Source organism: Psychrobacter sp. 4Bb, assembly GCF_002836735.1.
Classification (GTDB): domain Bacteria; phylum Pseudomonadota; class Gammaproteobacteria; order Pseudomonadales; family Moraxellaceae; genus Psychrobacter.
This window is the reverse complement of sequence record NZ_PJAS01000076.1, coordinates 103082-118597: the sequence shown is the minus strand read 5'-3', so window position 1 is coordinate 118597 and position 15516 is coordinate 103082. Positions and strand designations below refer to the sequence as shown.

Sequence of the window (15516 nt, the reverse complement as noted above, 5' to 3'; positions counted from 1 at the left end):
ATAAGTAAGTCACTATTCATTTAAGTTCACTATTCTAGTATTCTGAAGGCTATAACTGCTCTAATACGGTTCTTTGTATTTGGCATTGTAGGTTCTGCTTTGTTGTTTACAAAAATAGTTCTAAATTACTTATATTCTTATAATATTTCCTTTTCTTGTAAGAATGATTATAAAAAAATTATAGCGATTCAGCTGATGTACGAAATATTTCTTCTATATACCATGTTCTTATTTTCTTCGCTTATCACTATTATTATAGTGGGTACTTTTTTAGTCGATGCATTTGTCTATTTATTTGGAGAGAAAATCAACTTTAAGATTGTTTCATATAATATATCTCCTGTTGGTAGAGAGTTTTGCTTAGGACATTGGCACTCTATAAATATAGTCTACGAATATGAGGTATCAGAAGAGAACTATAGTAGTAATTTACTTAATTCTACGAATTCTGTGATGAAGCTTAGCTATGAAAGTGCTAATGCGAGACTGTTAAAGTGTCTGAATGAAAGTAAAGTTTACGTTGTTAAATCATTTCCTAAAATATCGATGATAATGCCTTTCAATCAAGATCTTAGATATTATTTAGGATTGATATTTAGCGTCTCATGTATGCTTTTTTCAGGACTAAAAATTCTATAGGTGAAATAAAGTTATTAAATGGTAGGTAGTGGGGCTGAGGACAGACGGCACATGGCTATTTATCCTTGGCAGCGCACAACTACTCATCAAACCATTGATTAAACTAATCAGCTTGATTCATGTTGGTAGGGTATTTAAACGCGCAAAAAAATAATAAGTTGCCGGGGCAGGTAATATTATATCAAGCCATAGCATCAAATTATTTAATACTATCCCTATCCAGTCTTATTTCCGAAACTGATAATTTCTAATACTTAAAATGCATTGCTTATCATAGTTTGACTCGTCGTGCCATGATCAGTAATGCCTGATGTCTCTAGGAAATAATAACCTTGTTCAAAACATATTGAACTATTTTTAATATGTCTGTATTATTGGACATATGGAAATAACTAATGCTATTGCAAGCTTTGCTGCGCTCTCTCAAGATACTCGTTTAAAGGCTTTTAAGCTGCTCGTCAGCCATGAGCCTGAAGGCCTACCTGCGGGAGAAATAGCCCGTCAGCTCTCTGTTCCTCATAACACAATGTCAGCCCACCTATCGGTGCTGGCACGGGCAGGGTGGGTGGTCTCACAGCGTCATAGCCGACAGATTATCTATCGTGCTTCGCTATCACATATGGATAACGTCATCCAGTTTCTGTTGCAAGATTGCTGTGCGGGACATCCAGAATTATGTGCGTCACTCATGGATAGTTTGAGTGGCTGCAGAGTAAATGAGTCTGCTGAGCAAAGTAATGATTAAACCAATTATCAATTCAATAAATACATAAAATAGGTGTAAACACTATGAAACCATTAATTTTTCATAATCCTAAATGCGGTACCTCTCGTAACACGCTTGCCATTATTCAAGCATCAGGTGAAGAGCCAGAAGTGGTGGAATATCTGAAAAATACACCAACGCGCGACCGCTTAGTTGAGCTATTGGCACAAATGCAGATTTCGCCTAGAGAGCTATTAAGAAGCAAAGAAGCTATCAATGATGAGCTTGGTCTAGATAATCCTGAGTTGTCTGACGACCAAATTATCGACGCCATGATTGCGCATCCTATTTTAATCAACCGTCCTATCGTGGTGACTGATAAAGGCGCTGCTCTATGCCGTCCGTCAGAGCGTGTGTTTGAATTACTAGCCAATCCAGTAAGTAGCTTCACAAAAGAAGACGGCGAGGTTATTACTCATGATAAACACTGAGGTTGACCAAGTATTGGAAGCCGAATCTACTGCTTCGTCAGAATTTAACTTAGACGATTTGCCCAATATTGATATAGATAATCTTCAACCTATCGACATTGAGTCTCTGGTTGCGCCAAATGACTCACGTCATCCGCCGAAAATATTAGTGCTATACGGTTCTGTCCGTGCACGCTCGTTTTCTAGATTGGCCGCTGAAGAGTCTAGCCGGTTGCTACGTTGGTATGGTTGTGAAGTAAAAATGTTTGATCCATCCGGCTTGCCGTTGCCTGACGATGTAGACTCAGACCATCCCAAAGTGCAAGAATTGCGGGAGCTGGCGCAGTGGTCAGAAGGCATGCTGTGGGTGAGTCCAGAGCGTCACGGCAGTATTACCAGTATTATGAAAGCGCAAATCGACTGGATACCGCTGTCACTAGGTGGCGTGCGTCCAACTCAAGGTAAAACCCTAGCACTGATGCAAGTCAGCGGCGGTAGTCAGAGCTTTAATACAGTTAATCAAATGCGTATTCTCGGGCGCTGGATGCGGATGATTACTATCCCCAACCAATCTTCGATACCCAAAGCGTTCTTAGAGTTCAACGACGACAATCGCATGGATATGTCTCCGTTATATCTGCGTCTTGTTGATGTCTGTGAAGAGCTAGTAAAGTTTACTTGGCTCACACGCGGACGTTCAGATTATCTTACTGATCGTTATTCAGAACGCGTCGAGAGTGCTGAAGAACTATCGAGCCGCGTCAATCAAAAATCGATCTAACCCCCTAATCGATCTAACTCCCTATATGAAATCGGCTGAATAAAATCAGCTTAAGTAAGGTTGTACAATGCTTGCATTTGCTATTTTTGTGGTCACTTTAGTCTTAGTTATCTGGCAACCTAAAGGATTGGGTATCGGCTGGAGCGCCATGGGTGGTGCCTTAGTCGCGTTAGCGCTTGGCGTCGTGCAGCTATCAGATGTGGGTATCGTCTGGGATATTGTCTGGGATGCGACCTTTACTTTTGTGGCGCTGATTATCATCTCCCTTATCTTAGATCGAGCAGGGTTCTTTGGCTGGGCAGCATTACACGTGGCACGCCTTGGCAATGGACAAGGGCGCTTGTTGTTTCCGATGATTGTCGTGCTCGGCGCCTTTATTTCTGCCTTTTTTGCCAATGATGGTGCTGCGCTACTACTGACTCCGATCGTCATCGCTATCTTGCTACGTCTGAAATTTTCGCCACCATCAGCTCTGGCATTTATTATAGCGACTGGTTTTATCGCTGATACGGCAAGTCTGCCATTGGTCACCTCAAATTTAGTCAACATCGTCAGTGCCAATTATTTCGATATTGGTTTCGGTCGTTATGCGGCGGTGATGGTACCGGTCAATATCGTGTCTGTATTAGCGACGCTACTGGTATTATGGGTTGTCTATGCACGTCATATTCCAAAAACCTACTCGACTAGCGAGTTAAGCGCTCCAGAGTCTGCTATTACCGATCCATTGGTCTTTCGAGCTGCTTTTCCACTATTGGGCTCACTACTGGTCGCCTATTTTGCAACGGAGCCGTTAGGACTACCTATTTCACTGGTCACGGGTATCGCTGCTGTCGCGTTAATGGCAATCGCTGGTCGTATATGGCAAGGGGGGCATGGTGCGGTAGTCTCTGTAAGCGATGTAGTACGTAAAGCACCTTGGCAAATCGTACTATTTTCAATTGGTATGTATTTGGTGGTATATGGTTTGGGTAATGCAGGACTTACTGCTTATGGGGCGCAAGTACTCAACTGGTTGGGACAACAAGGCGCAGTCATTGCTACGGTTGGAACTGGGTTCTTGTCTGCTATAGTTGCTTCTATTATGAATAATATGCCAGCAACCCTAGTCGGCGCGCTTGCGATTGATCAAGCACAAGTACCTGCTGCAACGCGAGAGCTAATGATTTATGCCAACGTCATCGGTAATGATTTGGGCCCTAAATTTACGCCGATTGGTAGTCTGGCTACTTTACTATGGCTACATGTATTGGCAGAGAAGGACTACAAGATCAGCTGGGGACAGTATATAAAGATTGGTCTATTGGTCACGCCACCTGTGTTGTTAGTGACACTGTTGGCATTGGTATTCTGGTTGCCAATGCTAACAATGTTGCCAAGCTAAGCTAACCAATAGATAACTTGCTACAGTAATATCCTATCGTGACAATGATATTCATTTTTAAATATTATGGTCATAATCAAGTATGAGACAAAGTAGTGATTAGCGCTTATCAAAGCGGCAAAATAGATAAACAATATTAGGGTCTGTTGAACATTCAAATATTAGGACTGCTGATCGCGAAAATCGCATCAAATTAGGCGTAAACCGACGATAATGTCGAGACCTTAACTAGGCTTACAACAACGTTTGAGGTGATTTTAGCATCAGCCTTGAGAACGGATCGAGTAAAGCACTGCTTTGCCCGTTTGCAAGACGAGAGCTGTGCTCGAGTGGAGGACAGGGCTGTTTTTTGCCAATATATGGCGAAATTGTCTAACCTAGAACGACTAGGCGTCAAAAATTTCACTGCGTATTGTCTAAAAAATAGTCACTGCCAGTACCACATTTGAATGTTCAACAGACCCTAAATGATACGCATAAAAAAACCCTCATCAAATTGATGAGGGTTTTGGCAAATGCCATAATTGAATCAAAGTTGACTCAAGAAATTTACTACTAAAATGTGGCTCTCCAACCTGGGCTCGAACCAGGGACACACGGATTAACAGTCCGTTGCTCTACCAACTGAGCTATTGGAGAATAGGCTGTAAGTGTTTAATCGCTTACAACGAGCCTTAGAAGTCTCTAACGAGTTCTTGCTAAGTGGGGCGTATTCTAGCAAAGTTAAAAAATACGTCAAGCCTTTTTTTGCATAATTAGTAAAAATTGTCAGTTTAATGATGAGATAGCGTGTTTTTCCTAGTTATGCCCAAGACTCGCGTAAAAAAAGACGCCCTATAGAATGTATATGGCGTCTTTTTTATGAACAGCGGTAAGACTCGTTGCTTTTTACGATTTATTCAGCAACGTCTAAGTCAGCCACTGCTTTTTCGATACGCGATAGGGCATCTTTCAATGTTGCCTCATCAGTAGCGTACGAGATACGCATATAGCCGCCAAGACCGAACGCATCACCAGGTACGACTGCTACGCCTACTTTGTCCAATAACCATGCTGAGAATTCAGTACATGATGACAGGCCAGCCGCTTTGATGAGCGGTACGATATTTGGGTATACATAGAATGCGCCATCAGGGCGTAGGCAGGTAATGCCTTTAATGGCATTTAGACCATCTACGACTAGGTCACAGCGTTTCTCAAAAGCGGCTACCATCGGCTCTAGTACGCTCTGATCACCACTGATAGCAACTTCGGCAGCCACTTGGCTGATTGATGTCGGGCATGAAGTAGACTGTGACTGTACCTTTTTCATCGCGCCAATTAGCTTAGCAGGGCCACCCGCATAGCCGATGCGCCAGCCCGTCATCGCATACGCTTTAGACACACCGTTCAAGATAATGGCGCGATCTTTTAGCTCAGGTGCCGCGTTTAAGATATTGTAGAACTTATCGCCTGTCCAGCGGATGTGCTCGTACATATCGTCTGAAGCTACATAGACTTGTGGATGCTTTTTCAATACTTCAGCGATGGCCTTTAGCTCATCTAACGTATAAATCATACCCGTTGGGTTAGATGGGCTATTTAATACCAACAATTTAGTTTTATCAGTGATGGCTTCTTCCAACTGCTCAGGAGTAATTTTGAAATCTTGTTCAGCTGGGCATTTGACGATGACTGGCACGCCTTCTGCGATGATAACCATGTCAGGATAGCTGACCCAATATGGTGCTGGGATGATGACTTCGTCGCCAGGATTGATAAATGCTTGAGCAAGGTTAAAGAATGACTGCTTACCACCGACCGATACTAGGATTTCGTTTGGCTCATAGCTGATGTCGTTGTCACGCTTGAATTTTTCGATAATGGCTGTTTTTAGCTCTGGCGTACCATCGACAGCTGTATATTTAGTAAAGCCATCATTGATTGCGTCGATTGCTGCTTTTTTGATGTGTTCAGGGGTATCAAAATCAGGTTCACCAGCGCCCAAACCGATAATATCTTTACCAGCTGCTTTTAGCTCTTTGGCTTTATTGGTAATCGCTAGCGTAGGTGATGGTTGGATGTTGTTGACGCGGTCAGACAGTTGCAACTCGCTCATGAGAGATCCTTTTTTATATGAGGGTGGGGTTGGTGAAAATCTGATATTAATTATATAACGTTTTCATTGCTATCAGGACAAGATGTCATGCAGTTTGAAAAAAGATAGTGTTATCTTACCTTGATACGGCGGTCATTCGATTATAGATGATGGTGATGATGCATCGGCAAACGACGCGATTGCTAGTTTTTGCATTATAGCATGCTGATATTGAGCTGTCTTATGATGCTAGTAACAGAATCTTGTGTTGTTGCTTGTGATAGCAGGGTACTTGTAAAAATGACAAATAACACGCTGAGCTTAAGCTTAAGCCCATATGATTGCGAAGACACAACAATAAACCTGTAGCCGACCACTATAATTATTTAGATTTGTTAAATAAAATGGCTTATAGCTTAATGAAATGCGACCAATGATATCTGCGAAGAATAACAATAATAGCTAGCTGTTATCAAAAATCTAAGGTTTTATTAGGTAATCAGTTTAAGAGCATTAATTCCATATTATGAAAATACTTAAAAAGATAAGAATACTCAAAAAGGATGTTTACGATGACAGATTCTACTGAAAAATTACATATTCTCATTACTGGGGCGACGTCAGGCATTGGTAAGCAGTTGGCAAAAGACTATCTGCTAGCGGATCATCATGTATATGCAGTTGGCCGTGACGACGAAGCGTTGGCTGAGCTTAAGGCGTTAGGCGCAGAAACGATTGATTTAGACCTCATGGATCGAGAAAAGGTCATCAAAGCTTTTGAAAAAATCGACAATATCGATCTAGCAATTTGCGGTGCTGGCATGTGCGAGTACTTAGATATGCCGAACTTTGATAGCAGTGTGTTTATGAAAGTAATGTCGGTCAACATGGGTACCTTGTCCCATGCGATCGAAGGGGTATTGCCAAAGCTAATCGCTTCAAAAGGTCGCTTGGTCGGTATCGGTTCAGCGTCTGCTTATGTGCCTTTTGCGCGCGCTGAAGCTTATGGTAGCTCAAAAGCTGCTATCCATTATCTGATGAAGACCTTACAGATTAGCCTTGCTCCGCATGATGTGTCAGTTAGCTTAGTCGTACCTGGTTTTGTCGAAACACCGATGACCAAACAGAATGACTTTCCGATGCCGTTTATTCAGACGCCAGCGCAGGCCAGTCAAGCCATACGCGACGGTATCGAAAGTGGGCATGAGGTGATTGAATTTCCAAAAAAACTAACCATGCCTTTAAAAGCATTGGGCACGTTGCCTGATTTGGTCTGGCAGCAAGTTAGTGAAAAACTTAATAAAAAATAATCTACTATCAGTAGAACTCTCAGCCATCATATCGACAGAAAAATACAGAAGGGAATGCTTTTATGCCGTTTACTCGTTTCAAGCGTGCAAGTAACCAAAAGATTGCTACCGATGCTACAACAGATTCTGACCATCAGACTACCCCAAAACGTATTGCTATCATCGGCTCAGGTGTGTCAGGACTGACATGCGCTCATTATCTAGGTACGCAACATGATGTGACGGTATTTGAAGCCAATGATTATATCGGCGGGCATGTAAATACGATTGATGTGGCACTACAAGACGGTAAAAAAGCAAAGAGCAGCAATGTAGAGAGTAGTGCGATAGATACAGGGTTTATTGTTTTTAACGAGCGTACATACCCGAACTTCTTTCGTTTGCTTCATGAGTTGCAGGTGCCGTTTCAGGCAACGGATATGAGCTTTTCTGTCAAAAATACTGCACGTCATTTTGAATACAATGGTCATACGCTCAATACTTTATTGTCACAACGTAAAAATGTACTTAATCCAAAATTCTGGCAATTTATCAAAGATATCTTACAGTTTAATAAGCATATTAAGCAGCTACGCCAAGATTACGACAGCGCACGCTCTCAAGGACAAGATGTCAGTAGCTTTGCAGAACAAACGCTCGGCGGTTATTTAGCACAAAAGAAATATGGTCAGCTATTTACTGATAATTATCTACTGCCAATGGTCTCGGCCATTTGGTCAACCAGTCTAGACGAAGTACAAGAATTTCCACTGGTGTTTTTTGCACAATTCTTTGACAACCACGGTTTGCTCGATGTGGTCAATCGTCCGCAGTGGTTTACGATAAAAGGCGGCTCAAAGCAGTACGTCAATAAACTGATTCCGCGCTTTATTAAAGCGGGTGGCAAGATACGAGTCAATAGCCCAGTACAGTCTGTAGTTCGTGATGGTGAGCAAGTGACTTTGACAGTGCAGGACAAAGATAGCACTGACAATCGTAGTGAAAATCTTGTATTCGATGAAGTTGTTTTTGCTTGTCATGCAGATACTGCGCTAAAGATTTTAAAGGATGCCAGCACCGATGAATCTGAAGTATTAGGTCATTTCCGCTTTACCAAAAACACGGCTGTACTGCACACCGATACCAGTGTTTTACCTAAGAAACCACTGGCATGGGCAAGCTGGAATTACTTAATAGATGAAACAACTTCAGGTAATGCTAAGGATGAGCAAGCGGCTGGAAACGCACAGATACCTGCAAAGCCAGTGCTGACTTATCACATGAATATCCTGCAACGCTTGACCAAAAAACACAATTATTTGGTCACATTAAATCCAGCTGTAGACAACAAAAGCGTCGATGATAAGCAGATAATTAAGAGCATCGATTACAGTCATCCAGTGTTCGATCTTGCGATGATTGAGGCGCAGACTAAATGGTCGAGTATCTCTGGTAACGGTTCGCACACACATTTCTGCGGGGCTTATTGGTTTAATGGCTTTCATGAAGATGGCGTACGCAGTGGCCTACGTGTCTGTCAGGCGCTCGGTCTTGATATTGATATAAAAGACGAGGTTGACCCAGCCCATTTACCTGACGCTGATAGCGCGCATACGCCGTTTCGTTATAAAGACTTACCTATAAAAGCGGATACCAAGTTACGTAGGTTGAATAAGCGCGAAATCACCATAGCGACAACCAACCAGGAGCTGGTTGAGTATGCTGATCGTTTGCAGAATGAAACTACTGATACGAGCCAATATAAGAAACGTGGCTTATTCGGTCGCCGTAAAACCAAATAATATGACGATTAATTCTGTTATGTATTCTAAGTGTTTTGAAAGATTTGCCATATAAAAAGTACGCCGTTACACAAGAGACTATTTATGACCATGTCCGCTCAAGATACCAATGCTATGCCAAGTCATGAGTCTTCTTATGATACCACTGCTTTACCGCATCAATTGCTTGAGGGCACGACATGGCACAGTCGGCTGCTACCTAGTGTGAATAAATTCGTTTACCCTTATCGCTATTGGGGCGTCAATATTAGTGCGCTTGCGAGAGGAAAGGAACTTCCTGAAATTAACACGGCAGCATTTGATGAGAGTAAGTTTTTAGAAAAATTACCATTACGCACAGTGTTACCAAAAAAGCTACTAGCAAAAGGTCTACCTCTATTTTCAGCAAAGAAAAAGGCGCTACAACGTTTCTGTGCTGATGACTATCTACAGCATATTGATCTACAGAGTAATAATAGCCTAAGCGATGATAGAAAACCTGATAGTAATGGACAGTCTGTTCAAGCACTAGAAAAACGCCTAAGCCGAGCATTCGAGAAATATGCGGGGAGCGCACCTGAAGGCGATATGTTGGGACTGCTTATCTGCCGTAATGCGGGCATGTACTTTAGCCCAGTTAATTTTTACTTAGGGTTTGATGCGCAGCAAACGCCAACTCATCTATTGGCTGAAGTGTCTAATACGCCATGGGACAAGCGCCATTACTACGGGTTTTTGTTAGAAGGAGAGGATACTGATTTTTGTCATGACAAGGACTTTCACGTATCACCTTTTAACCCTATCGATCAGCTGTACCGCTGGCAAGTTACGGTAAAACCTACTAAAACGGATGAGCAATCTAATACTGGATTACAAGTGCGTATCGCTATCAATATCAGTGATGAGCGCGGTGAAGTGCTAAAAACTGGTATAAAGATATCAGGGGTGCCAATGACAGAAGATGCCGTTCGTCATAGCTTGCGAAAAAACCCTCTGATGAATATGACGTCATTAACCCGTATTTATTGGCATGCGTTTAAGCTCTATGCGATTAAAAAGGTGCCGTATATCAACTACGATGAAAAATTGGCCGAAAGTCAACAGAAAAGTAGACAGTAGAAAAGCAGCCAGCAGTATCGAGCGCAAAAAATATCTTATATTTACAGCAATTTTTAAATATCAACAATCCAAAAATTTTGTCAATGTACTACTGAAAATGAACCACTAAAAATAAAGCATTTAAACAAGGATAAATACACGATGCCAGCACGACCGACCGATCGAGCACCAGTCACAAAACTAGAAAAGTTAACTGCTCGTGTGAGCAAAGTGGTTAATGAAAGCGCTGTACTACAGCCAGTCAGCAATAGTGTGAATAACTTAGCGAGAAAGCTTATCTTTCGTGCGTTACAGCACGTTCAGTTTGGTAGCCTCACCCTGATTGAAACATTTGACGAGCAGGAACCTAAGACAAGTAGCTTTGGCAAAGTAGCTACTAATGACGCTAGTAGCTCGGCAGTTGGTCGCCATTCGCTACATGTGACGCTACAGATTCATGATCCTGCTGTCTATCGTCAGCTATTACTTGGTGGCTCTATCGCGCTAGCAGACAGTTATATCGATGGTGAGTGGGATACGGATGATCTGACAGGTTTGATTCGTTTGGCGGCTCGCAATTTAGCAGTGCTCAATAAACTAGAGAATCGTTTTGCTGGTATTAGTAAAGCATTTGAGAAAGCAAAGCATCAGCTGCGTGGCAATGATAAATCTGGCTCTAAATCTAATATCCTAGCGCATTATGATTTGGGCAATGATATGTATCAGCGTTTTTTGGACGATACCATGATGTACTCATCAGCAGTATATCCGACGCCTGATGTGACGCTTAGCGATGCTCAGCAGCACAAGCTATCGCTCATATGTCAGCGATTACAGCTGAGTGCTGATGATAGTGTCATTGAGATTGGTACAGGCTGGGGTGGTTTTGCTATCTTTGCGGCCAAGCATTACGGCTGTCATGTGACTACTACTACGATATCTGATGCGCAATATGACGAGGCGCAGAGACGAGTCGAAGCGGCAGGATTGTCTGATAAGATCACGCTTCTTAAGCAAGACTATCGTGAGCTGACGGGAGAGTACGATAAGCTGGTCAGCATTGAGATGATTGAGGCGGTGGGACATGAATATTTACCGACATTCTTTGCTAAATGTAATAGCTTGCTAAAACCGACGGGTCTCATGGTGCTGCAAGCGATTACCTTTAATGATCAAAACTATCAAGACTATATCGATTCAGTTGATTTTATCCAAACGCATATTTTCCCAGGTGGTTGTCTGCTCTCAAACCAAGAACTGACGACACAATTTACTGAACAAACCGATATGGTCGTCAAACAATTGCATGATTATGGCTTCGATTATGCGTACACGCTGCGTGATTGGCGTGCTGCGTTTATGGCGCAGCGTGCAGAGATTCAAGCGCTTGGCTATGACGATGCCTTTATCCGACTATGGGAGTTTTATTTCTGTTATTGCGAAGGGGGATTCTTGGAGCGCACGATCGGTGTGGTACAAGTCACTGCGGTGAAGCCTAACAATATCGATACGCTACATTTTTCTGATTTGCCATCTGCTATCTTAAATCATAAAACGGTTTTGAACGATGAGACATTTAGTGAAGAAGATAGAACAGAAACCGCATCAGTATAAGTCTGATGATATAGATATGGTTTGTTCATAACATTCATAGGGTCTCATACTGTATAGACAGTTTGAGACCCTTATGTTGAGAGGTTGTATATTGAAAAGTTTTACATTGAAAGGTTCTATGATGTTTGCAGGGCACGCTTATCAAGTAGACCTGAATAGCGTGTTACCGCTAATGCCATTAAAGAGATAACAGCACCGATCCAAGCTGTATCTTGCAGTGACATATTTTCAACCACGCTACCACCGATGACTGAGCCCAGTGCAATACCGATATTAAATGCATCAATGTTCAATCCAGAAGCGACATCGACAGCGTTCGGTGTATATTTTTCAGCTTGTTTGACCACGTAGATTTGTAGGCCCGGTACATTACCAAAGGCAAAAGCACCCCATACCAAAATAGTGAGTACAGCAGCGATCTTGGATTGCATAGTAAAGGTGAATAATAAAAGAATGACACTTAAGGCGCTAAATATAATGCTAAGCGCACTAATAGGGCCACGTTTATCTGCAAGTTTGCCGCCCCAGATATTACCGATCGCAACGGACACGCCATATACGAGCATAATGAGACCAATGGCTGATGGCGCAAATTTGGTTTGCTGTTCTAAGATAGGTGCTAGGTAGGTAAATGCCGTAAACGTACCGCCATAGCCGAGAATAGTCATTAGATAGACCAGCAGTAATTGCGGTTTTACAATGACTTGTAATTGCTCTTTGAAGGTTGCAGGGATAGATTTTTTTAGGTTTTTTGGTACTAATATCGCGCTACCAATTAAAGCGATTAAGCCCAGTACTGAGACGACCAAAAACGTAGCGCGCCAACCGAAATGCTGTCCAATCCATGTGCCAAGAGGTACGCCAGTTACGAGCGCCACGGTAAGTCCGGTAAACATAATGGCAATTGCGCTGGCTTCTTTTTCTTTACTGACGAGACTGGTAGCAATCATGGAACCAATAGAGAAAAACACACCATGCGCCAGACCGGTCAAGATACGGGCAAGTATTAAGGTTTCATAACTGGGTGCTTGCCAAGCCAGCAAGTTGCCGATGACAAACAGACACATTAGGCTCATCAGTACTATTTTGCGATTCCAGCGGCCAGTGAGTGCGGTAAGTATAGGGGCACCGATGGCAACGCCGACAGCATATAGGCTGACGAGCAACCCTGCTGAAGGTAAGCTCACGCCTAGATCTGCGGCAATAGTTGGTACCAATCCAACAATGACAAATTCGGTTGTCCCAATTGCAAATGCGCTTAGAGTAAGCGCCCATAAAGCGAGTGGCATAACGACATCCTAATAATTAAATGATGCGCGTAGTTTGACCGATTTATAGTTTGCAAAAAACAGCACAAATGACAAAATACCTTTGTCAATTTTGTAAAGGTCATCATGATGATGGGACATGCTAAAACAGAAGATATAGAGATATTTTTGACGGTAGTAGACACGGGCAGCTTTACTGGCGCTGCCAACTTACTGAATCAGCAGGTTGCCAAAGTATCCTCGTGCGGTGTCCAGACTCGAAGACACGCTGCAATGCACGCTGCTAAATAGAACGACACGGCGCTTGGAGCTGACGGAGGAAGGGCATGTCTTTATAAGATATGCGCGTGAGAGTTTAAATACGTTATATACCGGTGAAGAAGCGATTAAGCTGTTAAAACAAGCGCCGAGTGGGCATTTACGGATTGACGCCGCGAGCCCGTTTGTCTTTCATCAACTGACGCCTTTGGTTGGTGATTTTGTGGCGCAGTATCCACACATTACTCTCGACCTTACCTCGCATGACAATATTATTGATTTGCTTGAGCATAAGACGGATCTAGCTATCAGAATTGGCGACTTAAAAGACTCAAATTTGCATGCACGTCTATTAGGTAAAAGTAAGCTGCGGCTAGTAGCCAGTCCTGAATACTTACACCAGCATAATGAAGTGACTCATATTGATAATTTGAATGTTGATGATTTAAGCACTCATAAATTAATTGGCTTTAACGATGCGTCAAAACTAAATAGCTGGCCACTAAAAACACCAGTTAAACTGAATTTCCACATGACAGCCAGTAGCGGCGAGACCCTGCGTCAGCTATGTTTAAGCCACCAAGGTATCGCTTTATTGTCACATTTTATGATTGGTGAAGATTTGAAATCTGGACGATTGGTTGAGGTATTGCCCGAGGCGATAGTCAGACCAAATAACCGCGAAGCCATACAGGCGGTATATTACAAAAACAGTGCCGTATCTTCGCGTATTCTGGCATTTTTAGACTTTATTCAACCAAGACTGACACTATAAATTTTATCCGTTTTTATTCATTTTATAAGAGGTAATATCATGGGTTACGTTTTTATTTATCTCGCTGCTGTGGTTATATTTTTGGGTGTCGATGCTGTCTGGCTAACGACCATGAAAGGCGCCTTTTATGAGTCGCGTATCGGGCATCTATTGGCTGATGAGCCGAACATGATGGCGGCTGGCGTGTTTTATATGTTTTATATATTAGCGCTTTGTATTTTGGTTCTATATCCGCAAATCAAAGCTGGCGCATCCGTGGGTCATATCTTCTTACTCGGCGGGCTGATTGGCTTGATGGCTTATGGAACATACGACTTTACCAATTTAGCACTGTATAAGGGCTTTACGCTAGATACAGCGTTGGTAGATTTTGTTTGGGGTGGTATTTTGACCGGTTCGGTTAGCGCCATAGTAGCGTGGCTTGCGTATCGCTTTCATTGGTTGAGCTAGCGCTTATATCTTGGCTTATCTAGGGCGTGTCCTCATTTTAAAAATGGTGATAAAAATGAGATAAATCGCAGTCAAACAAGGAAAATAGCGCAGATAATATCGAGATATTAGTCAGCTATTTGACGCCATTTGGCAAGATTTAGCCATTTTTAACCCATTTAGATGACTATCGATTGAATTGAAGACACGCCCTAATACTGTTTAAATAGCCCTGATTTACACAATTTAGACTGTCTAATGACAGAGGTCTGTTTGTGCTATACAGCGACCTGCTGTATAAATGGTAGACATAATAAATAAGTGTCAAACCATTAAGGAATATTATGCCGCAATACAATACCAGCTCCACTGCCAAAAAAGCCCCATTAAACCATGAGCTATACATGTCAGTACTGATGACGCCTGATATGGCGAATTTCATTGGCAATGTGCATGGTGGGGATTTGCTCAAGATGCTTGATCAGGTCGCTTATGCTTGTGCCAGTCGCTATAGTGGTAATTATGTGGTGACACTGTCTGTCGATCAAGTGATGTTCCGTGAGCCGATATATGTGGGCGAGTTGGTTACTTTTGCAGCCAGTGTCAATTATGTTGGTAATACCTCAATGGAAGTAGGTATCCGCGTCGAAGCAGAAGATGTGCGTGGTCGTACCGTCCGTCATACCAACAGCTGTTACTTTACGATGGTGGCTATCGATGACAACGGTAAACCGACATCTGCACCGCCACTCGATATCAAAAACAAGATGCAGCAGTGTCGAGCTGATGCAGCAAAAGAACGAAAAAAGCTGCGTATGGAAAGCTCACATCGTCCAAGTTGTGATTTCGAATAGATTAACAAGCAGTTTAGCGAACACGAAGTAGATGACAAAAAATAGCCTAAGTTATTTAAAGCTATCTAAAATTGTATAAAGTTATCTAGGTTT

General features: G+C 42.5%; 15 protein-coding genes and 1 tRNA gene. 13 read left to right on the top strand and 3 right to left on the bottom strand.

Features of this window, described 5'->3' with window-relative positions:
- The first annotated feature begins 667 nt into the window (after nucleotides 1-667).
- The 5 genes from CXF60_RS14735 to CXF60_RS13790 all read left to right on the top strand — a co-directional run bounded on the left by CXF60_RS14735 (nucleotide 668) and on the right by CXF60_RS13790 (nucleotide 3980).
- On the top strand, nucleotides 668-793 hold the full coding sequence (locus CXF60_RS14735) for a YrhK family protein (protein ID WP_145990216.1): 126 nt from the start codon (nucleotides 668-670) through the stop codon (nucleotides 791-793).
- Nucleotides 794-1021: 228 nt separating this feature from the next.
- A complete protein-coding gene (locus CXF60_RS13805; RefSeq protein WP_102092381.1) occupies nucleotides 1022-1384 on the top strand; it encodes an ArsR/SmtB family transcription factor in 363 nt (120 codons plus the stop codon).
- Nucleotides 1385-1428: 44 nt separating this feature from the next.
- On the top strand, nucleotides 1429-1836 hold the full coding sequence (gene arsC / locus CXF60_RS13800) for an arsenate reductase (glutaredoxin) (RefSeq protein WP_102092380.1): 408 nt from the start codon (nucleotides 1429-1431) through the stop codon (nucleotides 1834-1836).
- Nucleotides 1823-2596, top strand: coding sequence for an arsenical resistance protein ArsH (arsH, locus tag CXF60_RS13795; RefSeq protein ID WP_102092379.1), 774 nt, complete (start codon nucleotides 1823-1825; stop codon nucleotides 2594-2596). The genes arsC and arsH overlap by 14 nt, the downstream gene beginning before the upstream one ends.
- A gap of 67 nt (nucleotides 2597-2663) precedes the next feature.
- Nucleotides 2664-3980, top strand: coding sequence for an arsenic transporter (locus CXF60_RS13790; protein ID WP_102092378.1), 1317 nt, complete (start codon nucleotides 2664-2666; stop codon nucleotides 3978-3980).
- Nucleotides 3981-4543: 563 nt separating this feature from the next.
- Here the strand turns inward: CXF60_RS13790 and CXF60_RS13785 are convergent.
- Together CXF60_RS13785 and CXF60_RS13780 are read right to left on the bottom strand one after the other, a co-directional pair.
- A tRNA-Asn gene (locus tag CXF60_RS13785) sits at nucleotides 4544-4619 on the bottom strand.
- A gap of 256 nt (nucleotides 4620-4875) precedes the next feature.
- On the bottom strand, nucleotides 4876-6078 hold the full coding sequence (locus CXF60_RS13780; protein ID WP_057760918.1) for a pyridoxal phosphate-dependent aminotransferase: 1203 nt from the start codon (nucleotides 6076-6078) through the stop codon (nucleotides 4876-4878).
- Between the two features lie 551 nt (nucleotides 6079-6629).
- On the opposite strand from CXF60_RS13780, the gene CXF60_RS13775 reads away from it, so the two are divergent.
- From CXF60_RS13775 to CXF60_RS13760, 4 genes are all read left to right on the top strand, one after another.
- Entirely contained in the window at nucleotides 6630-7367 is a 738-nt protein-coding gene (locus CXF60_RS13775) for an SDR family NAD(P)-dependent oxidoreductase (RefSeq protein ID WP_102092377.1), read from the top strand.
- A 62-nt stretch (nucleotides 7368-7429) separates the two neighbouring features.
- A complete protein-coding gene (locus CXF60_RS13770) occupies nucleotides 7430-9148 on the top strand; it encodes an NAD(P)/FAD-dependent oxidoreductase (RefSeq protein WP_102092376.1) in 1719 nt (572 codons plus the stop codon).
- A gap of 84 nt (nucleotides 9149-9232) precedes the next feature.
- Nucleotides 9233-10246, top strand: coding sequence for a DUF1365 domain-containing protein (locus CXF60_RS13765; protein ID WP_102092375.1), 1014 nt, complete (start codon nucleotides 9233-9235; stop codon nucleotides 10244-10246).
- A 141-nt stretch (nucleotides 10247-10387) separates the two neighbouring features.
- A complete protein-coding gene (locus CXF60_RS13760; RefSeq protein ID WP_102092374.1) occupies nucleotides 10388-11839 on the top strand; it encodes an SAM-dependent methyltransferase in 1452 nt (483 codons plus the stop codon).
- A gap of 116 nt (nucleotides 11840-11955) precedes the next feature.
- Here CXF60_RS13760 and CXF60_RS13755 read toward each other — a convergent pair whose 3' ends face one another.
- Nucleotides 11956-13128 (bottom strand): MFS transporter, encoded by a 1173-nt coding sequence (locus CXF60_RS13755; RefSeq protein ID WP_102092373.1) that lies wholly within the window; start codon nucleotides 13126-13128, stop codon nucleotides 11956-11958.
- 105 nt (nucleotides 13129-13233) lie between these two features.
- On the opposite strand from CXF60_RS13755, the gene CXF60_RS14635 reads away from it, so the two are divergent.
- The 4 genes from CXF60_RS14635 to CXF60_RS13740 all read left to right on the top strand — a co-directional run bounded on the left by CXF60_RS14635 (nucleotide 13234) and on the right by CXF60_RS13740 (nucleotide 15423).
- Complete coding sequence (locus CXF60_RS14635) at nucleotides 13234-13398, top strand: LysR family transcriptional regulator (protein WP_228707153.1); 165 nt, start codon at nucleotides 13234-13236, stop codon at nucleotides 13396-13398.
- Complete coding sequence (locus CXF60_RS13750; RefSeq protein WP_416376891.1) at nucleotides 13355-14140, top strand: LysR substrate-binding domain-containing protein; 786 nt, start codon at nucleotides 13355-13357, stop codon at nucleotides 14138-14140. The genes CXF60_RS14635 and CXF60_RS13750 overlap by 44 nt, the downstream gene beginning before the upstream one ends.
- A 39-nt stretch (nucleotides 14141-14179) precedes the next feature.
- A complete protein-coding gene (locus CXF60_RS13745; RefSeq protein ID WP_057760908.1) occupies nucleotides 14180-14590 on the top strand; it encodes a DUF2177 family protein in 411 nt (136 codons plus the stop codon).
- A gap of 323 nt (nucleotides 14591-14913) precedes the next feature.
- Nucleotides 14914-15423: an acyl-CoA thioesterase gene (locus CXF60_RS13740; RefSeq protein ID WP_102092372.1), complete on the top strand. Its 510-nt coding sequence runs from the start codon at nucleotides 14914-14916 to the stop codon at nucleotides 15421-15423.
- The last annotated feature ends 93 nt before the right edge of the window (nucleotides 15424-15516 follow it).